Genomic DNA, 20961 nt, shown 5'->3' on the forward strand with positions numbered 1-20961 from the left:
ATACGCGCCGGGCTCGCTGCGCTCGCACGCCGCTACTCGACCAACGACAAACACTCCCGGCGATCGAATGGGCGCCGAGCGCAATGACGCCACCCACCGCTGATCGAGTAGGCGCCGAGCGCAGCGAGGCTCCGTATCGAGATCACCGCACCGCCGTCGACTTCGTTGCGGATCAGCACCATTCCCGGTCGAGATGGGTGACCCCGTTCTCGTCCACCCACCAGCGCACCCGAACCTCGCGGCGGGAATCGTTGTGATCCACCCGGATCCGGAGTTCGTCATGAAGCCGAATCGCTCCGGTGAGGGGCCGGCCACCGAGCAGCCCGAAGCGCATCGCGACGGTATCCGTACTCGCGGCTCCGCTCCCCTCGTCGATGACGACGGCGCGGACATCGTCGGCAACGGTGGGCAGGTCGAGGATCTCGGCGAGCAGTTCGGCATCGTCGGCCATGTCGCCGGCATCCTCCGCGCGCGTGGCGACGACCAGCTCCGCCGAATCGATCACCTGCGCGAACCACGGACGGTCGAGAACCAGTGCCCGTCCGACGGCTTGCCCGGACAAGGCCCGCACCCGTTGCGGCACATCGAGTTCCGACGGTTCGAACACGCCGGCCCGGCCGGCGTCGACGAGCGCGGCGTGCACTCCGGCGGCCACTCCGGCGGAGATGTCGCGCGCCGGATCGCCGAGATTGCCCAGGATCACCGCCGCATCCGCGACCGACGCGATACGTATGCCGCCCAGGGCGCCGGCGAGTTGGTCAGCCGCCGGATGATCCAGCGGATCACGCACGCCCGCAACACTGTCGTCCGACGGCGCCCGGTAGGCACCCAGTGGCCTGCCGTCGACATACGCGTGACGGCGGAGCCACCACGCCGTGTAGCCGTCGGCGTCGAGCAACTGCGGGGCGATGTGCGGGTCCTGCGCCAGCACCGACAGCGCCTCCGACCAGCGTTCCCCGGCCACGAGATCGAGATCCCGGACAGCGGAGAGGGTTTCGGGTGCCTCCGGCAGGGAGTCCCACCACTCCTCCTCGTCCGCGAGGTCATGGTCGGGTGCGACCGGCAGGTCGTCGGTCACCGTGAGGAAGCCCCAGCCGACCCCCAACCGCCGCAGCGTCTCCGACCCGAATCGATCGACGAGGGCGTGATCGGGGCGTCCGAACGGGGCGTCGTCGATGAGCACCCCGGCCAGGGGGCCGTCGGCCAGGAGGAGTTCGTCGACGGGCCGGAGGTCGCCCGCATCGTCGCGAATCAGCAACGCGGACAAGGCGGACGGTACGACGGCGTCGGGGTCGGCGGCCAGCGCGCCGAGCACCTCGTCGGCGAGTCCGGCGGCATCGTCCTCGTCGTCCTCGTCGATCTGGTCGACGAGTGCGGCCAGCCCAGGGTCGGCCAACGCGTCCGACACCGACATGCGTTCGGCGCCGAGCCGTTCGAGCAGCGGGTGGTCGGCGTCGGCGGCCACCGAGGACAGCCACCGCATCGGCACGCCCGCCGCATCCGCCACGACCATGCCCCGGGCCCCGATGTGCATCCGGCCGTCGGCGCGCGGAATCGGCAGTGCACCAAGCTCTTCGGCATCGACCGGACCGGACACATGTGGCGACAGGGCCTCGTAGAGCCGGTGCCACCATCGCGGCTCACGATCCACGCCGGTGAGGCGTTCGGCCAGATCGGCGAGCGTCATCGGGGTCACACCGACCGACCGCAGCCGCGACAATCCGCCCCGCTCGGACACCGACGGATGCGCCAGGTCCCCCATCAGCGGCGCCAGGACGCCCGCGAGATCGTCGGTCAGATCGGGGAAGACCACGGCACGTCGCGGCACGAGATCGCCACCGTCGGCGGCGGGCAGCCAGGTCTCGTCGCCCAGCCGGTCCAGTACCTCCGACACCAGGGTGGCGTCCGCGCCGTTGCGGACCGCCGTCCGATCCGGCACCAGCAGCGGCCGCGCGGCCGCCGGCAGGCTCCGCACCAGTTCCACGTATCCGGCTGCGGCCGAATCGATCCGGGCATCCGGGTGCAGGTGACGCCGATCGGGCGTGAGCGGCAACCCGGCGATCACCCGCGCGGGCAGGGACAGTTCCACGTCGGTGGGCGTGGGAGCATGCAGCACATCGCCGTGCAGCGGCACAGGTCGCTCACCGTCCATCTCGACGAGCCACCGGGTGCCCGGCCCGGCACCCTCGTGCCACCGACGCTCTGACGCCTGTCCGTCGAGCTCGGTGGTGACGGTCAGCAGGTTCGCGCCGTCGCATTCCTCCCGCGTGATCCGGTACACAGTGTCCGCGACGGCGATCTCGCCGAGTGCCGGCAACGCCAGCAGCAGATCAACGGCCTGCGCGTGCGCGGCCGCGACCAGGTCGCCGACGTGTTCGCCGTCGGCAAGACCGAGGACGATCTCGGTGTCCGCACCGGCGACGGGGCCGGCGTCTCCCGGCCAGGCGAGCCGCAGCAACGGAATCGGCCGCACATCCGCACCGTCCACACCCGCGTCGGCCATCGCGTGCTCGGTCGCCGCGCGGTCGAAAACGACTGTGCCGGTGGTGGATCGGACCTCCACCCGGTCGGCGACCGTACTGGTGGCGGTGAACCCGACACCGAACCGGCCCACGTGGTCCTCGATGCTTCCGGATTTCGCCGACACACGCAGCGCCAGCATCGACCGCACACCCCGGTCACTCAGCGGCGCACCGGTATTCGCGATGTGGAGGTCGTCGTCGACGGCCCGGACGGTCAGACGTCCGGCCACCTGCCCCGCGGCGGCCGCATCGGCGGCGTTGGCGGCCAGCTCGGTGATGAGGCGATCGCGATACCCGACCGTCGCCAGGTCGTCCTCGGCCGCCGCGTCCTCGGCGAATCTCGTGGGTGATGTGCGCCAGGCGTCGAGGGTGGCGGCCCGTAGACCGGCGAGTCCGAACGGGTCGTCGGTGCCCACGGGGCCGGTCAGGACGACGTGGTCGAGGTGTCGGTGCTCACCGCGACGATCTCCAGTGCGCCGTCGTCGTAGGCGTCGTAGGCGGGCGAGCCCTCGCCCTTCGGCGCGCGGACGTCGGAATGCGCTCCGCAGCCGTAGGTGGCCGCGACGACCCGGCCGTCGGCGGCGTATTCGTTGGCGCACACGCCGAAGGCGGCACGCAGAGCCCCCGCGAGCGGTACGAAGAACCCGCAGGTCGCGCAGGCGTAGGTGGCGGCCGCGGCCATGTCGCTGTGCGGACCGTGGTCACCGTCGAACCAGCGCTGCGCTGCCTCCTCGCGGCCCTCCGGGCTCAGCAGGCGGCGGCGTCCGAGGCCCAGCAGCCCCGAGATCTGACCGATCTCGTCCGGGTCGGCGTCCTCGGAGTCGAGCCGGAAGTCGTCACCCGTGTCGATCTGGTTGGGCACCAGACGCGGGTCGTCGGCGGGGGCCGCGAGTACGTCACCGGGCGAGAGGTCGCCGGCGCTGACGCGCTCCGACCACGGCACCCAGCCGGGCGACAACAACGCCTCGTCCCCCGGGAGCAGGACCACCTCGCTCACGGTGATGACGTCGCTGCCCGGCGCGCCGGCGAGCACCACACACCACTGCCAGCCGCGGTACCCGTCGAGATTCGCCTCGAAGTAGTGCGCCACCGCGCACTCACCCTCGGCGGCGCTGCTCAGATGGGCTCCGGGCCGCTGATCGTCCTCGACGAGAGCGGCTCGCGCCACATCGACCGCGGAGAGCAATCGGTCGGCGTCGAACACAGAATTCACGTCCTCCAGTGTGCCTGACGGCCGAATCCGGTGTACACACCGGTCTCACCCGGCCGGTTGTGATCGACGCCCTCCGTGTCCGGGCGAGGCGCGCCGACACATGTCGGGCCGATGAGGAACAATCGATGGCGTGAACCGACCCGAAGCCCGCTTCCCCCGCCGGGAGCGTCGCGACAATCCGGGGGCCGATCCCCGTGACGCGGGTCGAGGCGACATCCCGGGCACCGACGACCGGCGCGACACCCACCGGCATCCCGGAGCCGCGAATTACCCCGTCGACGAGCCGACCCGGCGAAACCCGGTCGGCGGCCGGGGCGGACGGGGCCCCGGCGAACACGCCTACCTGCCGCCTCGCACCCACAATCCCCATCTGCCGCCGCTCGACGGGGACGACCCGCACACCGAGCGCATCGGCGGCACGCGCGCGATGCCCACCACACACGACGAGCCGGACACCGAACGCCGCGCCATCCCGAAGAAGCTGACCGTCACCCGGATCGCCGCGATGCGCAGCCGTGAACTCACCAGCCGCGGCATCGGCAAGATCCACCAGGCGGCGACGGCCGACGGCGCCGACCGATCCGGCCTGACCGCGCTCACCCTGCCGGTGATCATCAACTTCGCCGTCGACGCCGCGATGGCGGTCGCGCTGGCGAACACACTGTTCTTCGCCGCCGCGACCGGCGAGTCGAAGACCAGCGTCGGCCTCTACCTGGCGCTGACGATCGCCCCGTTCGCACTGATTGCCCCGCTGATCGGCCCGCTGCTCGACCGTCTGCAGCACGGCAGGCGCATCGCCATGGCCACCACATTCGGCCTGCGCGTGATCCTCGCGCTGCTGATCATGGCCAACAGTTCCTGGGATGCCGCCACCAATCAGCTGAACTATGACCCGTGGGTGCTCTACCCCTGCGCGCTCGGACTGCTGGTGCTGTCGAAGTCCTTCGGCGTGCTGAAGTCGGCGGTCACCCCGCGGGTCGTCCCGCCGAGTATCGACCTGCCGCGGGTGAATTCGCGTCTCACCACGTTCGGGCTGATCTGCGGCACCATCATCGGCGGTGCCGTCGCCGCCCTGTTCGAGATGCTGCTCGGCAAGGTGCTGCCGTTCCATCTGCCGGGCGCGATGGCGTGGCTCGCGGTGATCGCCGCGTACGGCGCCTACACCTGTATGCGCATCCCGTCCTGGGTGGAGGTCACCGAGGGCGAGATCCCCACCACCTTCACCTATCACGGGGAACCGGCGACACCCGCGCCTGCGCACGGTCACGACAACGCCGGTCGCGGCAAGCGGTCCGCCCGGGCGACCGCCACCGAGATCGCGGCCAAGATGCGGCAGCCGCTGGGACGCAAGGTCGTCGCCGGCCTGTGGGGCAACGCGACCATCCGCATCCTGACCGGCTTCCTGACCCTGTTCATCGCGTTCTACGCGAAGGCACAGCAGGGCGTGCACTCCGACTGGACGCAGCTCCTGCTCCTCGGCGCGGTGGGCGCGGCGGCCGGCGTCGGCAACATGATCGGCAACGGCCTCGGCACCCGCCTCGAATTGAAGAACCCGCCGCAGCTCGTGGTGTGGTGCACCGCCGCCTGTTTCGTGACCGCCGTCCTCGCCGCGATCTTCGGCAACATCGCCATCGCGGCCATCGCCGCCCTCATCGCGTCCGGCACCAGCGCCATCGGCAAGGTGTGCCTGGACTCGTCCATCCAGGACGACCTGCCGGAGGAATCCCGCGCCTCGGCGTTCGGGCGGTCGGAAACCGTCCTGCAGCTCGGCTGGGTGCTCGGCGCGTCCCTGGGCGTGCTTCTCCCGCCGACTCTGTGGATCGGTTTCACCGTCGTGGCCGTACTCCTCGGCATCGGCCTGCTGCAGACCGTACTGACGACGCGCGGGTCGTCGCTGGTGCCGGGCTTCGGTGGCCGCAGGCCCGACTACGCCGCACCGACGGTCGCCTTCGCGGTGCCCGGGCAGGCACCCGCACACGGACATCGGGGGCCGGTGGACGCACCCACCCGTCCGCAGCCGAATCCTGCGCGCCCGGATCCTGTGCGCCCACAACCCCATTCACCTCGTACCCCACCGCCGCACGAGTCGGGGAACGGACGCGTCAGAGGCGGCGACGCCACCCGGCGCATGCCCACCCATCCCACCGAGCAGCCCTGAGGTCGTTGGAGTGCAATTCAATTCCGGAGAGAAGAAGGCTGTCGCGATCATCGCGGCGGTCGCCGTCGTTTTCGTGCTGGTCGTCGGCGGCAGCGTCGCGTTCCTCACCAAGGACGAATGGTCGAAGGAGCCGCAGTTCGGCGCCATCGACAAGGGAGATCACCTCTACGTGCAGGTGGCCGTCGAGGACAAGCTCGTTCGCGTCAACCCCTCCCGGATGTGTGACGTCTTCCTCAAGGGTTGCCGGCCCGCCGACCAGAAGGACGTGAAACCCACCCGGGTACCGGTGCGCCCCGGCGAGTCGATCATGGTGTCGGTGTCCGAGGACATCGCCAAATGGCCGTGGCAACTGTTCATCCTGGCCCAGACACCACAGGGCCTCGAGGACACGCAGATCCGATTCGAATCGGGCACGAAACATACGACGGTCCTGCGATCGACACCCGAGCGCACCATCATGTCGATCGAGGTCGCGATCCCGTCGGTCGTGAAGATCAGTGACGACGACTACGTCGCCCGGGGTGTATTCGGCGTCGACACCAGCCCGGTACAGCCCCAGCAATCCGGCCAGTAGTCGCTCACGAATTCCGTTCCCGCGCAGGGTTACCCGTGCCGCGGGAACGGAATCAGTGAGCGTCAGTTGCGGAGGCGGTCAGCTCTCGAGTTCGCGGGCGACGGCGCGGACGACCTCGGCGATACGGCTCGCGGTCTTGCGGTCCGGGTAGCGACCCTTCCGAAGATCCGGCTGCACCTTGCCCTCGAGCAGGGTGATGAGGTCGGCGACCATGCCGTGCAGTTCGTCGGGCGAGTGCTTGCGGCTGTCCTTGCGGGCGCCACTCTCCTTGCGCGCGGATTCACGCTGATTCTTCGAGACGCTCGGTGCGGGTTCGAGGACGGTGACGGTCAGCGCCTGCGGCCCCCGACGACCCGCGGCCATGCCGAATTCCACACGCTGACCGGGCTTGAGTGCCTCCACGCCCTCCGGCAACGCCGAAGACCGCACATAGACGTCCTCACCCTCGTCCTGCGCGAGAAAGCCGAATCCCTTGTCGGCGTCGTACCACTTCACCTTGCCGGTCGGCACTGTGCTCACCCTCATCTGTCCGTAGAACGCCACCGCAGTGGCATGACAAAAGCGCCCGTCACCCGATCCCGTAGCGGCCCGCGAGTGCGAACCGCTCCGTCACAGGTGAGCGCAGGCGCCTGTTGGTTGTCCAGTCTAGCCAACCCGATCGCACTCGGTCATCTCGAATACCGCGGACCATCACACCGACCACCACGCGGGCGTCGCCCACGCGCGTCGTGCTCTACCGTGGATGTATGCGGAACGAACAATCCCCACGGCTGCTGCAGGTTGCGGGAGTGCTGTTCGCGATCGGACTGCTGGCGATCATCGCGCTGTTCCTCACGCCGATCGTGACCGGCGACACCGCACCGACCGTGGTCTACCTGCTCACCATGTGCGCACCGCTCGGCTTTTTGTGCGGGCTGGTTTTTGCATTGCGGTCGGGCCGGAGGACGCGTTGAGTATCAACCCCGTGACCCCTGTAGCCAGCACCCTCGTATCCGCCACCGATCCGGGCGCGCTCAAGCGCGCCTACAGCTGTTTCCCGTCCGGCGTGGTGGCGGTGTGCTGCCAGGTCACCGGCCCGTCGGGCGATTTCGAATACGTCGGTATGGCGGCCAGCGCCTTCACCACCGTGTCCCTCGATCCGCCACTGGTGTCGCTGTGCGTCCAGAACTCGTCGTCGACGTGGCCGCGGCTGCGCGACGCACCGGTGATCGGGGTCAGCGTGTTCGCGCACGATCAGTCATCGGTCTGCCGCCAGCTGGCCGGTCCCGCCGAGTCCCGCTTCGACGGCATCACGCCGTTCGGCACCGACGACGGCGCGCTGTTCATCCCGGAGGCGTCCGCGTCGCTGGTGTGCTCGCTGCACAACGAGCTGCCCGCCGGCGATCACACACTCGTCCTGCTGCGTATCGAGGCCCTCGACTGCGATCCCGACGTCGAACCACTTGTCTTCCACGCCAGCACTTTTCGAGCACTGGAAGCGCGCCGGAACCGGACATGACGCCCGTCGCACTCGGACTCCCCCTCCCCGTCGCCCCGCACCGGGCGGCGGGAACGAACCCGGGTGCCGACGGCGCGCCGACGTCCGGGCCGATGACCGATCGGTATCACCGCGTGATCCGCGATCTGCGGGTGTCGGTGACCGATCGCTGCAACCTGCGGTGCACCTATTGCATGCCCGCCGACGGCCTCGACTGGCTGCCGTCCGACCAGTTGCTCAGCACCGACGAGATGATCCGCGTGATGACCGTCGCGGTGCGTGACCTCGGTGTGCGCACCATCCGCTTCACCGGCGGCGAACCACTGTTGCGGCGTGACCTGACCGACCTCATCGCCGCCGCGGCCGGTGCCGGAGCCGAACGCCCCGAGATCGCGATGACCACCAATGCGCTCGGGCTCGCCCATCGGGCCGCGGATCTGGCGGCTGCCGGGCTCGACCGCATCAACGTGTCGCTGGACACCGTCGATCCCGATCGGTTCGCGGCGATCACCCGGCGCGAACGCCTCGACGACGTACTCGCCGGCCTGGCCGCGGCCCGGGCCGCGGGCATCGGCCCCATCAAGGTCAACGCGGTGGTGCCCACGCGCGGCGACCTCGCGGGACTGCCCGATCTCCTCGATTTCTGCCTCGCCGGCGGGTATCAACTCCGGATCATCGAGCAGATGCCGCTGGACGCCGACCATCGCTGGAGCCGCGACACCATGGTGACCGCCGACGAGATCCTCGACGCCCTGCGCAGCAGGCATCGTCTGCTGCCCGATCCACGACCGCGCGGCAGTGCGCCCGCGGCGACCTGGATCGTCGACGGCAACCAGCTCGACGGCCGGCCCGCCCGCGTCGGTGTCATCGCCTCGGTGACGCGCCCGTTCTGCGGCGACTGTGACCGCACCCGCCTCACCGCCGACGGCGCGCTGCGCAACTGTCTGTTCGCGCAGTCCGAGACGGATCTGCGCCCGATCCTCCGGGGCGGCCTCACCGGTACCGAACTGGATGCCGCGATTGCGGCCGCGTGGCGCGGCGACACCTGGGCGAAGGCGTGGGGCCACGGCACCGAGCAGAGCGGCATCGTGCAACCCGACCGGCCGATGTCGGCGATCGGCGGATGACGATGGCCGACAACGCGACCCACGCGACGACGCGCGCACTGACGATCCGGTTCTTCGCGGCGGCGCGCGCAGCCGCCGGCACCGACACCACGGTGCTCGACGTGCCCGCGGACGCCACCCTCGGAGATCTCGAGACCCTGCTCGCCGCCGATGCCCCCGGGTTGGCGCGCGTGCTGGCCCGCTGCTCGTATCTGCGGGACGGCCGAGCGGTCTGTGATCGATCATCGATACTCGGCGATGTCGACACGATCGACGTTCTCCCGCCGTTCGCGGGCGGCTGAGGCCGTTATCGACCTGTGAGCTTCATCACATAACGGGTTGATAACAGGATGGACACAAGACGACTATCGAGCCGTGACCTGGGCGGACGACGACACTGGGTCGAAAGTCCCGAAAACGCCTCAAAAATTGCCTTGTCCCACAACTGGGTTAACCGCTCCAACTCGTCGTAGTGTCTACAGCGACCGCCACGGCGGTCACGACCAGATACCAATTACATACATCCCGTCGGCCGCGCCGAGCCTCGCTTCCGTCGGACGGGATGACCCAGAGCTATGAATCTAGGAGCGAGGACGGGGGACCCACCTCCCCGTAGGGGAGTTCGGGCGTCGTGACGACGTCCTTGGGGTCAAGTCTCGGCCGGTAACCATTCCGGCGAGACCGGGCAACCTCTCGCCCGAACCCGACAGCTGACTTCGTAGGCGCGTGGAGAGAGGAAAAAATCCTTATGTCCGGACGTCATCGCAAGCCGACGAACGCCACGACCACCAAGACCTTCGCCAAGGTCGCGCTGACCGGCGCAGTCCTCGGCGGCGGTGCCGCCCTGCTGGGCACCGCGGGTACCGCGAATGCCGCAACCGACGCCGAGTGGAATCAGGTCGCTCAGTGCGAGTCGGGCGGCAACTGGGCCATCAACACCGGCAACGGCTACCAGGGCGGACTCCAGTTCAGCCCGAGCACCTGGTCCGGCCACGGTGGCGGCCAGTTCGCCCCGTCCGCCGATCAGGCCACCCGCGAAGAGCAGATCGTCGTCGCCGAGCGCGTGCTGGCCGGCCAGGGCAAGGGCGCATGGCCAACCTGTGGTACCGGACTGTCGGGTCACACCCCGCGCACCGCCCCCACCGACACCCCGAAGAGCCTGTTCGACGGCTCCGGCCTGCAGAGCCAGCCGAAGGCCGCGCCGAACGCTCCGGCCTCGCCGCAGACCTCGCTGGAGACCGCTCCCGAGGCCAAGAGCACCTCGGACGTCAAGAACCAGGTCGACTCGGCCCTCACCGCCGCGGAGAAGAAGGGCCAGATCAGCCCCGAGGTCCGCAACCTGTGGAAGGCCGCGAAGGACAGCGGTGTGCAGCTGAGCCCGGATCAGATCAAGCTGTTCAACCAGAACAAGAACCTGCTGCCGCTCCCCTGAGCCACCCAGGTTCGTCCGGCCTGACCGGACCCCAGTCGAAGAGCCCCGCACGACGTGTAATCCGTGCGGGGCTCTTTCCATCCCCCTTTTCTCCCCATGAGGCGCCCGCCGAACGCGCCCGTTTCCGCAACGGCATCTATCGAGTACTCATGACCCCGGACGCCATGGGCACCGAAGCCGTACCGCTGATGTTCGCCGAGTTCCACCGAGAGCCGGCAAAGACCCCGGCAACGATGTTCGCGAAGTACCTCGACGACCCGGATGCCGAAGTCCGCAAACAGGCGAACCGCACGCTGAAGAAGATCGGCTGAGCCTGGTCCCTATTGCCGCGACGTCACCTCGTTCCCGCGACTTCGGCCGAGGTCGCGGGAACGAGGTGAGGTCGCGGCAGCGACACACTCAGGCCGAGCCGACCCATTCGTCGGTGCCGTCGGCGAAGTGCTGATGCTTCCAGACGGGTAGGCGGGCCTTCACCTCGTCGACGAGGAGGGCGCAGGTCGCGAAGGCCGCGCGCCGGTGGTCGGCCGCGACCGCCACGACGAAGGCCGCATCACCGACGGTCAGTTCCCCCACCCGATGGGACACCGCGACGGCGCGCACGCCGTCCGCACCTCCGGCTATCTCGCCGACCACCTCCGCCAGGACGTCGGGCGCCGACGGATGGGCCGAATAGTGCAGGGCGGTGACCTGACGTCCGCCGTCGTGATCACGGACCGCACCGACGAAACTCACCACCGCACCGGCCGAGCGATCCGTGACGGCGGCCTCGTGGTCGGCCGCGGCGATCGGGGTGTCCGATACGGACAGCAGTGCGATACGGGCACTCATCGATGATCACCACCGGCGATCTGGTCGAGCGCATGGTCGAGGACACCGTCGAGGACACCGAGTCCGTCGCGCACCCCTCCGGTGGAGCCGGGCAGGTTCACGATCAGGGTGCGTCCGGCGATGCCCGCAATGCCACGTGAGAGCACCGCGGTCGGCACCTCGGGCAGCCCGGCGGCGCGGACGGCGTCGGCAAGGCCGGGGATCTCGGCGTCGAGCAATGGCCGTGTCTGTTCCGGGGTGCGGTCGGTGGGGGTCAGGCCGGTGCCACCGGTGGTCAGGACGAGGTCGGCGGCATCGACTGCTGCCCGGAGGGCGTCACCGACCGGCGGACCGTCTTCGACGACGGTCACCGTGACGTCGAAATCCCGTGCGCGGAGCCATTCCTCGATCAGCGGTCCGGTGCGGTCGTCGTAGTGGCCGCGTGCGGCGCGGGTGGAGGCGACCACGACATGAGCCCGCCGACGATCCGATCGTGCGCGCGGATCAATCACCGGACTCGCGATGCCAGTCGCCGGATTTGCCGCCGGTCTTCGAGAGCAGGCGGACGTCGGACATCGACGCGCGACGGTCGACAGCCTTCACCATGTCATGGAGCGTGAGGCCGGCAACGGACACAGCGGTCAGCGCCTCCATCTCCACGCCGGTCTGACCGCTCGTGGCAGCGGTCGCGACGACGTCGATGTGATCGTCGCCGAGAGTGAATTCGATCTCCACGGCCGAGAGGGCGAGTTGATGACACAGCGGGATGAGGTCGGCGGTGTGTTTGGCCGCCATGATGCCCGCGATCCGGGCCGTCGCCAGCACGTCGCCCTTGGGCAGGGCGCGGTCGGCGAGAAGACCGATCACCTCGGCGGTGGTGCGGAACGTGCCGCCCGCCACCGCCCGGCGATCGGTGTGCTTTTTGCCGCCGACATCGACCATCCGGGCCGCACCGTCGGCGTCCAGGTGGGTCAGCGTCGGTGAGCTGGGAGTTTCGTCGTGCCGCGACACTCGGTGATCAGCGGTTGACGACGGTCTTCGCGTGCACGTACGGCACCTTGTCGGCCGGCAACGGGAACTCGACATCGCCGAAGGGCGACAGCGCACCGGACAGCGAGGCGGCGAACTCGGAGACGGCGTGGGCGTGATCGCCATCCGCATCCTTGGGCCACCCATGGTCGACGTACTGCTTCTTCTTCTCAGCCACGCGCTCATTCTGCCATGAGCCCGGTTTCGTCGTACGCGCGAAACCACCCAACACGTCCGGCTCAGTAGAATCGACCGAATGAGCGCGGAGGATCGGGACGTGAGCCTTGCCGCCGATCTGGCGGCTCGCGGCGACGACGAGTTGATCCGTCTGCTGTCCCTGCGTCCGGATCTGGCATCGCCACCGCCTGCGGGTACCGCGGTCCTGGCCTCGCGGGCACTGTCGGCCGCGTCGGCGGCCGTGGCGGGCGACGACCTCGACCTGCTCGGGGTGGCCGCTCTGGAGGCCGCGCTCGACACCAGCCGCTCGTCGAGCGGCCCCCTCCCCCAACCGACCTCGGTGGACGCGATCGTCGCGGCACTCGACGGGCGGGCCGACGACGCCGACATCCGTGCACGCGTCGACGACCTGCGCACCCGCGCGCTGCTCTGGGGCCGCGACGACGAGCTGTATCCGGGTGCGCATGCCGCGTCGGCGCTGCCGTGGCGGGCCAACCAGCTCACCGGCCCGACGGCCGTCCACAGCACCGACGAACTGCGCGACCTGTTGGCCGGACTCGATGAACGGCAGCGTGGCCTGATGGACACGCTGTCGCGCGGTCCGGCGCTCGGCCGCAGCAAGGACGCGGCCCGCGACGCCGATCCCGCCGCTCCGGTGGCACGACTCATCGCCGACGGACTGCTGGCCCGCGTCGACGACCAGACCGTCGAGCTACCACCGGCCGTCGGCCAGCTCCTGCGCGACGAACCGCCCCTGCGCACCGACGACCTTCGCGCACCGGCCCTCGGTGATCCCGATGGCACACAACGGTTTTCCGCCGACGCGATCGATGCCGCCGGCGGCGGCGAGGCGCTCGAACTGATCCGGCACACGACATCGCTCATCAGGATTCTGGGCATGACGCCCGCCGCGGTGTTGCGCTCCGGGGCGCTCGGCGTGCGCGAACTGCGACGTCTCGCGAAGGTCAGCGGATTGTCGCAGCAGCGCGTCGCCTTCATCGTCGAACTGCTTGCCTACCTCCGGCTCATCGACGCCGGATTCCCTGATCCGCCACCGGCTTCGGACACCGGCGAGCAGGCCTTCGCGCCGACGTCGGCGGCCGATACCTGGCTGCACCACCAGCCTGAACGTCAGTGGGCGGTGCTCGTCGGCGCCTGGCTCGAACTGCCGCGCCGCGCGTGGCAGGTGGGGGAACCCGATCGCGACGGCAACACCCACGCGGCCCTGGCCGGCGAATTGCACGACGCCTATGCGCCGGCCCAGCGGACCGCGATCCTGTCCGCGCTCGCACAGACGGCCCCGGCGGTGTCGGTGGCCGCGGACGATCTCGCGGCGGCCCTGCATTGGCGCCACCCGCGGCAGATACGTCGCTACAGCAGGCACATCATCGGTGAAACCCTGAGGGAGGCACGCGAACTCGGCCTGGTGGCGCACGGTTCGATCACGCGGGTCGGGCGCGCCACGCTCCGCGTCGACGACGATGCGCAGTCCGCGATGACCGCTGCCATGCATGAGGCGCTGCCGACGCCGATCGATCATTTCCTGACGCAGGCCGACCTGACGCTCACCGTGCCGGGACCCATGACGCCGGAGTTGGCCGAGGAGGTCGAGCTGGTGGCCGATCTCGAATCCGGCGGCGCCGCATCGGTGTACCGGATCTCCGAGGACAGTGTCCGTCGCGCGCTGGATGCCGGCCGCGGCAGCAGCGAGTTGATCGCGTTGTTCACCACGCATTCCCGGACACCGGTGCCCCAATCGCTTACCTATCTGATCGAGGACGTGGCCCGCAAACACGGACAGCTCCGCGTCGGTGTGGCGTCGGCGTTCATCCGCTGCGAGGACCCGACCACCCTGGCCGCCGTCCTGCGCAGCGAGGCCGCCGACCACCTGGCGCTCCGCGCCCTGGCACCCACGGTGGCCGTCTCCCAGGCCGACGTCCGCGACGTCATCGACCAGTTGCGCGCCGCGGGCTTCGCGCCCACCGGCGAGGACTCCACCGGCGCGGTGGTGGACCTCCGGCAGCGCGGCAGCCGCGTATCGGTGACCCGAGCACGACGCCATTCGCAGCCCCGACGGCCCGTACCGTCCGCGGAGCAACTGGCCGCGGTCGTGACACGCGTACGCGCCGCCGACCGGGCGGCCTCGGCGAGGCCCGCGGGCCGCTCGGCCAACGGATCACCCGTCCGCGCCGCGGGCGGTGGCGAATCGGCGACCGCGCTCATCCAGTTGGCGCTGCGCACCGATCGTCCGCTGCGCGTCGACTATGTGGACGCCCACGGTTCCGCGAGCAGACATGTCGTCACGCCGCGCACCCTCGGCGCCGGTCAGCTGATCGCGACCGACCTCGGCACCGACGACGAGCAACACTTCACGCTGCACCGCATCACCGCGGTGGAACTCCTCGACAAGCCGGAACCGCCCCCGCGGAACGGGTCGTCGCCGACACCGCCGAAAAAGCGTGCGGCTCCCCGGAAGACGGCCGCCCACAAGAATCCGACCTGACCACCCGGTCGATCACCTCGCGGCCGGCGTCGTCCAGCCGGCACCCCCTAGCCGTCCGGCGACCTCTGCGCCATCCGGTCCGCGACGTCCATGATGCGCCGGTACCCGAGCGCCGACAGTCGTCGATGCAGCCGCTCATGCGTTTCGGCGACCGCGACCAGTTCGGCGTCCGACAGATTGTCGGTGGGAGTCTCCCGGATGTCCTCGAGCAGATCCTCAAGTTTCTGATATCGCCGTACCAATCCGGGCGAATCCCGTTCGGACGCAGCACTTTCCGATTTCTCCCCCACGTCGTCCACCTCACTCCCCTGTTGTCGATAGGCATCCAGGGTATCGAACATGCGTTCGATCAGCAAGAGTGCTTGTGAGCCGGCGGCGTCACGACCGAGCGCACCCGACGCCACCGTTCATCTCATACGGATTCGCTGATCATCACGGCCACCGTGCCCGACTCGAGTGCGTCGAAGATGTGCTCGACATCGCCCGCGTAGGCGATGTAGTCACCGGGCGACAACTCCACCGCGGCGTCGACCGGCCCCAGCGACGCCCGCCCCGCGGTGAGCACGACATGCTCGACCGTCCCCCGGGCGTGCGGCGCGGAAATCCTCGGCTTTCCCGGCTCGGCACAGATCAGGTACACATCCCGCCGCGTTCCCGGCCGCGCCGTCGACAGCAGCGTCGCGGCATAGTCAGCGTCGGCCGCCGGGATCGCGGTGCCCTCGCCGAACCGGACGACCTCCACCGGATGCGAGGATTCCGCCACCAGCGCGGAGAACTGGATTCCGAGCGCGGTGGACAATGCCCACAGGGTCTCGATCCCGGGGTTGCCCTCCCCCATCTCGAGTTGCGACACCGTCGATTTCCCGACTCCGGCCCGGCGCGCGAGCTCACCGATGGACAGTCCGGCCCGCGCCCGCTCACGCTTCAGGGCCGCTGCGATCCGTCGGGTCGGATGATCCGATCCCCGGCCGTCCGACTCATCGAACGAACGTCCATCTTGACGAACACTACTCATAGCGTTCAGTATAGTGGCCATGCGTTCGGCAGACAGGACACTTGATCGATCGACGCTCCGCTCGATCGTCGTCATGTCGGTCGCGGTCTTCGTGATCGGCGCGTCGTACGGGGTGGCAGCACACACGGCCGGACTGGCCTGGTGGCAGATCGTGCTGATCGCGACCGTCGTCCTGGCCGGGTCGTCCGAATTCGTCTTCGTCGGCATCCTGGCCACCGGCGGTTCGCCGCTCCTCGCCGCGCTGGCCGGACTGCTGGTCAATAGCCGCAACGTCGGTTACGGGCTGGCCGTCGGCGACGAACTGCCCCGCGGGCTGCCCCTGCTCGCGGCAGCACACCTGATCAACGACGAGACCGCCGCGCTCACCGCGTCCGCACGCCGGGAGCCCGCGATGTCGACCCACCGCATCCGTCTGGTGTTCTTCGCATGCGGGGCCGGCATCCTCGTCGGCTGGCCGCTCGGGTCACTGACCGGCGCGGTCCTCGGCGAAGTCGTCGCGAGTCCGGACGCGCTCGGCCTCGACGCCGCATTTCCCGCGCTCCTGATCGCGTTGGCCCTGCCTGCCCTACGCGACCGGCGAACCGCACGTGCCGCGGCGGCCGGAAGCGCCATCGCCCTCCTGACCACGCCGTTCGCACCGGCCGGCGTGCCCGTGGTGGCAGCTCTCAGCGGACTACTCGCCCGCGGACGCCGATGAGTGCCTCCCTGATCGCCGGGATCGCACTCCTGGCCGGCGGCACCTACGCCATTCGTCTCGCCGGTCCGCTGTTGCGTAGCCGCATCACTGTGTCCACCGGGACCTCAGCACTGCTCGACCAGGCAGCGATGGTTCTCCTGGTCGCCGTCGCGGTCACCGGAACGATCTTCGCGGCAACGGAATTCGCCGGATGGGCACGCGTGCTCGGCGTCCTGGCCGGCGCCGTCGCCGCGTGGCGCAGGGCGCCGCTGGTGGTGGTCGTGCTGGTGGCCGCCTCCGTGACCGCGGCGCTGCGACTCTGCGGTATCGCCTGACCCCCGCCGCGGCGACTCATCGTGCCTCTTTCCGCCGATGTCGGTCGTGCCTCCGAGGTACTGGTGGCGCAGCTTGCCCCGACCTGGACAATGGATCGGGTGACCGATGGACCCCTGATCGTGCAATCCGACAAGACGCTGCTGCTCGAGGTGGATCACCCCGACGCACCAGCGGCGCGCGCGGCGATCGCCCCCTTCGCCGAGCTCGAACGTGCACCCGAACATGTGCACACCTACCGTGTGACCCCGCTGGCCCTCTGGAACGCCCGTGCCGCGGGCCACGATGCCGAGCAGGTCGTCGACGCCCTGGTCACCTATTCACGCTATGCCGTGCCGCAGCCGCTGCTCATGGACGTCGTCGACGTCATGGGCCGCTTCGGCCGACTGCAACTGGTGAAGCACCCGGCGCACGGTCTGACGCTGGTGAGCCTGGATCGGGCGGTGCTCGAGGAGATCCTGCGGAACAAGAAGGTCGCCCCGATGCTGGGGGCGCGCCTCGACGACGACACCGTGATCGTCCACCCCTCCGAACGCGGCAGGCTCAAGCAGGTGCTGCTGAAGGTCGGCTGGCCCGCCGAGGACCTCGCCGGCTACGTCGACGGCGAGGCCCACCCGATCGCCCTGGACCAATCCGACTGGCATCTGCGCGACTATCAGGAGCTGGCCACCGATTCCTTCTGGGCGGGTGGTTCCGGTGTCGTCGTACTCCCGTGCGGTGCGGGCAAGACGATGGTCGGCGCGGCCGCGATGGCGAAAGCCGGTGCCACCACACTGATCCTGGTCACCAACACGGTCGCCGGCCGGCAGTGGAAGCGTGAGCTGATCGCGCGCACCTCGCTCACCGAGGAGGAGATCGGCGAATACTCCGGCGAACGCAAGGAGATTCGGCCCGTCACCATCGCCACCTATCAGGTGATGACACGGAAGTCGAAGGGCGAGTACAAGAATCTGGATCTCTTCGACTCGCGCGACTGGGGTCTCATCATCTACGACGAGGTGCACCTGCTGCCCGCACCGGTGTTCCGCATGACCGCCGATCTGCAGTCGCGGCGCCGCCTCGGACTGACCGCGACACTGGTCCGGGAGGACGGGCGCGAAGGCGACGTCTTCAGTCTCATCGGCCCGAAACGCTATGACGCGCCGTGGAAGGACATCGAGGCCCAGGGCTGGATCGCACCCGCCGACTGCATCGAGGTGCGGGTGACCCTCACCGACGAGGAACGTCTGCAATACGCGGTCGCCGAGAACGAGGAGAAGTACAAGCTCTGCTCGACGGCCCATTCGAAGGTCGCCGTGGTCAAGTCGATCCTGGCCCGGCACGAGGATTCACAGACCCTCGTGATCGGCGCCTACATCGATCAACTCGAGGAACTCGGCCAGGCGCTCGACGCCCCCGTCATCCAGGGGTCGACGAAGAACAAGGAGCGCGAAGCGCTGTTCGACAAGTTCCGGTCGGGTGAGATCCAGACGCTCGTGGTCTCGAAGGTGGCGAATTTCTCCATCGACCTGCCCGAGGCGTCGGTCGCCGTGCAGGTCTCCGGCACCTTCGGTTCACGGCAGGAGGAAGCGCAGCGACTGGGCCGCCTGCTACGCCCGAAACGCGATGGCGGGCAAGCGCACTTCTACTCGGTCGTGTCGCGTGACACCCTGGACGCCGACTATGCCGCGCACCGGCAGCGATTCCTCGCCGAACAGGGCTATGCCTACCGGATCACCGACGCCGACGACCTCCTCGGACCGGCGATCGGCGGCGACTCCCCGGCGTGAGACGTCAACTCGCCGTCTGACTCTCCAGGCAGTAGCCGACCGGCCGCGGGAACTGGAAGAACACCTCGAGTTCCCCACTCGCGCAGGTGGGCTGCGACGTCGTGCGCTGAGACACCCGCGCCACCGTGTTACCGTCCCCGCCCGCGGTTCCGCATGGGACCTCGGCGAAGTCCGACAGCGATCCACCGACGCCCGACGGGATCGAGTAGCACTTCTCCGCAACGAGATTCGGCACCAGGCATAGCTGCTGGTCCTTGGACGAGTCCGAGTCCCGGCTGCGCTTCCAATACAGGCGCGAATAGTCCTCGTTCGGGCAGGTCTCACCGATCGAGTTGGTCTTGGTCGCGACATAGAAGGTGAACGTGCCCGGCCCGTCGCAGGAGGCCTTCGACGCCTTCAGGTCGTCGGAGCGCTCGGTGCCGGTCACCGTGACGCAGTCGCCGATCGCCACATCGTCGGCGTTGTCGACATCGTCCTTCGTGCCGGCGATTCCCAGTGCCACGAGCGCGCCGATCGCGACGATGGCCACCAGGCCGAGCGCCAGGAACACCCACAACACCGTGCGCTTCTTCTTCGGCGGCGGGGTTCCGACGGGGGGCATCCCGTAGTTCGGAGCCCCACCCTGCTGACCGAACGGCGGCGTACCGGGCTGAGGCGTACCGAACTGAGGCCCACCGAACTGCGGTGCGCCGGGCTGAGGCGGGGCACCGTACGGGGGCGGTGTACCGGGTTGGGGTGCTCCGGGCACCGGCGGCACGCCGTAGTGGGGTGCTCCGGGCGCAGGCGGCCCACCGAACGGCGGCTGACCGCTCCCCTGCTGTCCCGAGGGATCCGGCTCCGGACCGGAGGATCCGGGCGGTGAACCTGGTGAGGGCGGAACAGGTGGGGTGGTCATGGACCCAGATGCTACTTGCCCGCACGCATCAATCCGACTCGTGAGACAAATCCGGCAGCTGATCCGGCACGTTCGGAGGACATCGGGTCCCGGTGTGCCAGCCTGGAGGGCATGCGTACCGTCTCACGGCTCCAGCCCTTCGGCACCACCATCTTCGCGGAGATGTCGGCTCTGGCGGTGCAGCATGACGCCGTCAATCTGGGCCAGGGATTCCCGGACACGGACGGACCCGCGAGCATGCTGGAGGCTGCACGGCAGGCAATCGCCGACGGGCGCAACCAATACCCACCGGGTGCCGGGATTCCGGAACTCCGTCAGGCCGTGGCACGTCATCAGTCGAGTCACTACGGACTCGACTACGACCCCGAGACTCAGGTGTTGATCACCGTCGGCGCCACCGAGGCGATCGCGGGCGCGATCGTCGGACTGGTGGAACCGGGCCGTGAAGTCATCATGATCGAGCCGTACTACGACTCCTACGCGGCGACCGTCGCCATGGCCGGCGGCATCCGCCGTACCGTCCCGCTCGTCGCCGATGGCGACGGGTTCCGTCTGGACCGCGCGCGCCTCGCGGACGCCTTCGGCCCGAAGACCTCCCTGATTCTGGTCAACACGCCACACAATCCGACGGGCACGGTGCTCTCCGACGACGACCTCACCGAGATCGCCCGGCTGTGTGTGGAACACGATGTCGTCGCGGTGACCGACGAGGTGTACGAGCACCTGCTGTTCGATGGTCGCAAGCAGCGGCCGCTGGCGACGTTCCCCGGCATGGCCGAACGCACCCTGCGGATCTCCGGTGCAGCGAAGACCTTCAACTGCACCGGTTGGAAGGTCGGCTGGATCAGCGGTCCGGCCGAGTTGGTGACGGCTGCCCGTGCCGCCAAACAGTTCATGTCCTTCGTCGGGTCCGGGCCTTTCCAACCCGCGGTCGCCCTCGCACTGGACACGGAGATGGAATGGGTACACCGGTCGGCCGCGACGCTCGAACACAAGCGGGATCTGCTCGCGACCGCATTGTCCGACGCGGGATTCGGCGTACACCGCAGTGAGGCAACCTATTTCATGCTCGCGGACCCGCGCCCACTCGGCTACTCCGACGGTGCAGAGTTCTGCCGCATGCTGCCCGAGCGGGTCGGCGTGGCCGCGGTACCCGTGAGCGCCTTCGTCGACGACACCGATCCGTGGCGCCACCTCGTCCGGTTCGCGTTCGCCAAGCGCGATGATGTCATCGCCGAAGCCGGTGTCCGGCTGCGGCGTCTCTGAGGCATAGCC

23 protein-coding genes and 1 riboswitch are annotated in these 20961 nt (G+C 69.2%); of the genes, 13 read left to right on the forward strand and 10 right to left on the reverse strand.

All coding sequences use genetic code 11. The features are described 5' to 3' along the window. Window positions 1-172 precede the first annotated feature (172 nt). The gene (locus AC4JJG_RS02785) at window positions 173-2938 is read right to left on the reverse strand and encodes a sacsin N-terminal ATP-binding-like domain-containing protein (RefSeq protein WP_495399053.1); all 2766 of its coding nucleotides are present in this window, start codon (window positions 2936-2938) and stop codon (window positions 173-175) included. 8 nt (window positions 2939-2946) lie between these two features. Next, window positions 2947-3735 carry a DUF3027 domain-containing protein gene (locus AC4JJG_RS02790; protein WP_495399052.1) on the reverse strand — a complete coding sequence of 263 codons (789 nt, stop codon included), beginning with the start codon at window positions 3733-3735 and terminating at the stop codon, window positions 2947-2949. A 130-nt stretch (window positions 3736-3865) separates the two neighbouring features. Here AC4JJG_RS02790 and AC4JJG_RS02795 point away from each other — a divergent pair, with 130 nt between their 5' ends. Next, window positions 3866-5893: an MFS transporter gene (locus tag AC4JJG_RS02795; RefSeq protein WP_495399051.1), complete on the forward strand. Its 2028-nt coding sequence runs from the start codon at window positions 3866-3868 to the stop codon at window positions 5891-5893. Window positions 5894-5903: 10 nt separating this feature from the next. After that, window positions 5904-6467 carry a DUF2771 family protein gene (locus tag AC4JJG_RS02800; protein ID WP_495399050.1) on the forward strand — a complete coding sequence of 188 codons (564 nt, stop codon included), beginning with the start codon at window positions 5904-5906 and terminating at the stop codon, window positions 6465-6467. Between the two features lie 78 nt (window positions 6468-6545). On the opposite strand, the gene AC4JJG_RS02805 is transcribed toward AC4JJG_RS02800, so the two are convergent. Further along, window positions 6546-6977 carry a cold-shock protein gene (locus tag AC4JJG_RS02805; RefSeq protein WP_495399610.1) on the reverse strand — a complete coding sequence of 144 codons (432 nt, stop codon included), beginning with the start codon at window positions 6975-6977 and terminating at the stop codon, window positions 6546-6548. Window positions 6978-7213: 236 nt separating this feature from the next. Between AC4JJG_RS02805 and AC4JJG_RS02810 the strand changes: the two genes are divergently transcribed. The 6 genes from AC4JJG_RS02810 (at window position 7214) to AC4JJG_RS02835 (ending at window position 10793) form a co-directional block, all read left to right on the forward strand. Beyond that, window positions 7214-7420 (forward strand): hypothetical protein, encoded by a 207-nt coding sequence (locus AC4JJG_RS02810; RefSeq protein WP_495399049.1) that lies wholly within the window; start codon window positions 7214-7216, stop codon window positions 7418-7420. A gap of 11 nt (window positions 7421-7431) precedes the next feature. After that, window positions 7432-7965 (forward strand): flavin reductase family protein, encoded by a 534-nt coding sequence (locus tag AC4JJG_RS02815; protein WP_495399048.1) that lies wholly within the window; start codon window positions 7432-7434, stop codon window positions 7963-7965. Continuing rightward, window positions 7962-9071: a GTP 3',8-cyclase MoaA gene (gene moaA, locus AC4JJG_RS02820; RefSeq protein ID WP_495399047.1), complete on the forward strand. Its 1110-nt coding sequence runs from the start codon at window positions 7962-7964 to the stop codon at window positions 9069-9071. The genes AC4JJG_RS02815 and moaA overlap by 4 nt, the downstream gene beginning before the upstream one ends. Before the next feature lie 2 nt (window positions 9072-9073). Beyond that, on the forward strand, window positions 9074-9352 hold the full coding sequence (locus AC4JJG_RS02825; RefSeq protein ID WP_495399045.1) for a MoaD/ThiS family protein: 279 nt from the start codon (window positions 9074-9076) through the stop codon (window positions 9350-9352). Between the two features lie 259 nt (window positions 9353-9611). Continuing rightward, a riboswitch (cyclic di-AMP (ydaO/yuaA leader) is annotated at window positions 9612-9791 on the forward strand. Window positions 9792-9798: 7 nt separating this feature from the next. Further along, the gene (locus AC4JJG_RS02830; RefSeq protein ID WP_495399044.1) at window positions 9799-10482 is read left to right on the forward strand and encodes a transglycosylase family protein; all 684 of its coding nucleotides are present in this window, start codon (window positions 9799-9801) and stop codon (window positions 10480-10482) included. Window positions 10483-10631: 149 nt separating this feature from the next. Beyond that, complete coding sequence (locus AC4JJG_RS02835; protein WP_495399043.1) at window positions 10632-10793, forward strand: hypothetical protein; 162 nt, start codon at window positions 10632-10634, stop codon at window positions 10791-10793. Between the two features lie 88 nt (window positions 10794-10881). Here the strand turns inward: AC4JJG_RS02835 and AC4JJG_RS02840 are convergent, their stop codons facing one another. From AC4JJG_RS02840 to AC4JJG_RS02855, 4 genes are all read right to left on the reverse strand, one after another. Further along, window positions 10882-11310, reverse strand: coding sequence for a molybdenum cofactor biosynthesis protein MoaE (locus tag AC4JJG_RS02840; RefSeq protein WP_495399042.1), 429 nt, complete (start codon window positions 11308-11310; stop codon window positions 10882-10884). After that, on the reverse strand, window positions 11307-11756 hold the full coding sequence (locus tag AC4JJG_RS02845) for a MogA/MoaB family molybdenum cofactor biosynthesis protein (protein ID WP_495399041.1): 450 nt from the start codon (window positions 11754-11756) through the stop codon (window positions 11307-11309). The genes AC4JJG_RS02840 and AC4JJG_RS02845 overlap by 4 nt, the downstream gene beginning before the upstream one ends. A 37-nt stretch (window positions 11757-11793) precedes the next feature. Next, window positions 11794-12231, reverse strand: coding sequence for a cyclic pyranopterin monophosphate synthase MoaC (gene moaC, locus AC4JJG_RS02850; RefSeq protein ID WP_495399609.1), 438 nt, complete (start codon window positions 12229-12231; stop codon window positions 11794-11796). A gap of 76 nt (window positions 12232-12307) precedes the next feature. Further along, window positions 12308-12496, reverse strand: a complete 189-nt coding sequence (locus tag AC4JJG_RS02855; protein ID WP_495399040.1) for a hypothetical protein — start codon at window positions 12494-12496, stop codon at window positions 12308-12310. A gap of 78 nt (window positions 12497-12574) precedes the next feature. On the opposite strand from AC4JJG_RS02855, the gene AC4JJG_RS02860 reads away from it, so the two are divergent. Then, entirely contained in the window at window positions 12575-14998 is a 2424-nt protein-coding gene (locus AC4JJG_RS02860; protein WP_495399039.1) for a helicase-associated domain-containing protein, read from the forward strand. 47 nt (window positions 14999-15045) lie between these two features. Here the strand turns inward: AC4JJG_RS02860 and AC4JJG_RS02865 are convergent, their stop codons facing one another. Continuing rightward, window positions 15046-15288, reverse strand: coding sequence for a hypothetical protein (locus AC4JJG_RS02865; RefSeq protein WP_495405739.1), 243 nt, complete (start codon window positions 15286-15288; stop codon window positions 15046-15048). A gap of 122 nt (window positions 15289-15410) precedes the next feature. After that, window positions 15411-16013: a helix-turn-helix domain-containing protein gene (locus tag AC4JJG_RS02870; protein ID WP_495399037.1), complete on the reverse strand. Its 603-nt coding sequence runs from the start codon at window positions 16011-16013 to the stop codon at window positions 15411-15413. A 19-nt stretch (window positions 16014-16032) separates the two neighbouring features. Here AC4JJG_RS02870 and AC4JJG_RS02875 point away from each other — a divergent pair, with 19 nt between their 5' ends. The 3 genes from AC4JJG_RS02875 (at window position 16033) to AC4JJG_RS02885 (ending at window position 18791) form a co-directional block, all read left to right on the forward strand. Continuing rightward, window positions 16033-16710, forward strand: a complete 678-nt coding sequence (locus tag AC4JJG_RS02875; RefSeq protein ID WP_495399036.1) for an AzlC family ABC transporter permease — start codon at window positions 16033-16035, stop codon at window positions 16708-16710. Continuing rightward, window positions 16707-17024 (forward strand): AzlD domain-containing protein, encoded by a 318-nt coding sequence (locus AC4JJG_RS02880; RefSeq protein ID WP_495399035.1) that lies wholly within the window; start codon window positions 16707-16709, stop codon window positions 17022-17024. Before AC4JJG_RS02875 ends, AC4JJG_RS02880 begins: the two co-directional genes overlap by 4 nt. A 99-nt stretch (window positions 17025-17123) precedes the next feature. Beyond that, window positions 17124-18791 carry a DNA repair helicase XPB gene (locus AC4JJG_RS02885; RefSeq protein WP_495399034.1) on the forward strand — a complete coding sequence of 556 codons (1668 nt, stop codon included), beginning with the start codon at window positions 17124-17126 and terminating at the stop codon, window positions 18789-18791. A gap of 4 nt (window positions 18792-18795) precedes the next feature. Here the strand turns inward: AC4JJG_RS02885 and AC4JJG_RS02890 are convergent, their stop codons facing one another. Further along, entirely contained in the window at window positions 18796-19686 is an 891-nt protein-coding gene (locus AC4JJG_RS02890; RefSeq protein WP_495399033.1) for an LppU/SCO3897 family protein, read from the reverse strand. A gap of 111 nt (window positions 19687-19797) precedes the next feature. Here AC4JJG_RS02890 and AC4JJG_RS02895 point away from each other — a divergent pair, with 111 nt between their 5' ends. Beyond that, window positions 19798-20952, forward strand: coding sequence for a pyridoxal phosphate-dependent aminotransferase (locus AC4JJG_RS02895; RefSeq protein WP_495399032.1), 1155 nt, complete (start codon window positions 19798-19800; stop codon window positions 20950-20952). Window positions 20953-20961 lie beyond the last annotated feature (9 nt).

The sequence above is a fragment of the Gordonia sp. B8661-1 genome (assembly GCF_059427765.1).

Coding starts and splice junctions, on each gene's coding strand:
- AC4JJG_RS02810 (WP_495399049.1), top strand. CDS start 7,214: ATGCGGAACGAACAATCCCCACGGCTGCTGCAGGTTGCGGGAGTGCTG.
- moaA (WP_495399047.1), top strand. CDS start 7,962: ATGACGCCCGTCGCACTCGGACTCCCCCTCCCCGTCGCCCCGCACCGG.
- AC4JJG_RS02825 (WP_495399045.1), top strand. CDS start 9,074: ATGGCCGACAACGCGACCCACGCGACGACGCGCGCACTGACGATCCGG.
- AC4JJG_RS02830 (WP_495399044.1), top strand. CDS start 9,799: ATGTCCGGACGTCATCGCAAGCCGACGAACGCCACGACCACCAAGACC.
- AC4JJG_RS02835 (WP_495399043.1), top strand. CDS start 10,632: ATGACCCCGGACGCCATGGGCACCGAAGCCGTACCGCTGATGTTCGCC.
- AC4JJG_RS02840 (WP_495399042.1), bottom strand. CDS start 11,310: ATGAGTGCCCGTATCGCACTGCTGTCCGTATCGGACACCCCGATCGCC.
- moaC (WP_495399609.1), bottom strand. CDS start 12,231: ATGGTCGATGTCGGCGGCAAAAAGCACACCGATCGCCGGGCGGTGGCG.
- AC4JJG_RS02860 (WP_495399039.1), top strand. CDS start 12,575: ATGAGCGCGGAGGATCGGGACGTGAGCCTTGCCGCCGATCTGGCGGCT.
- AC4JJG_RS02870 (WP_495399037.1), bottom strand. CDS start 16,013: ATGAGTAGTGTTCGTCAAGATGGACGTTCGTTCGATGAGTCGGACGGC.
- AC4JJG_RS02875 (WP_495399036.1), top strand. CDS start 16,033: ATGCGTTCGGCAGACAGGACACTTGATCGATCGACGCTCCGCTCGATC.
- AC4JJG_RS02880 (WP_495399035.1), top strand. CDS start 16,707: ATGAGTGCCTCCCTGATCGCCGGGATCGCACTCCTGGCCGGCGGCACC.
- AC4JJG_RS02890 (WP_495399033.1), bottom strand. CDS start 19,686: ATGACCACCCCACCTGTTCCGCCCTCACCAGGTTCACCGCCCGGATCC.
- AC4JJG_RS02895 (WP_495399032.1), top strand. CDS start 19,798: ATGCGTACCGTCTCACGGCTCCAGCCCTTCGGCACCACCATCTTCGCG.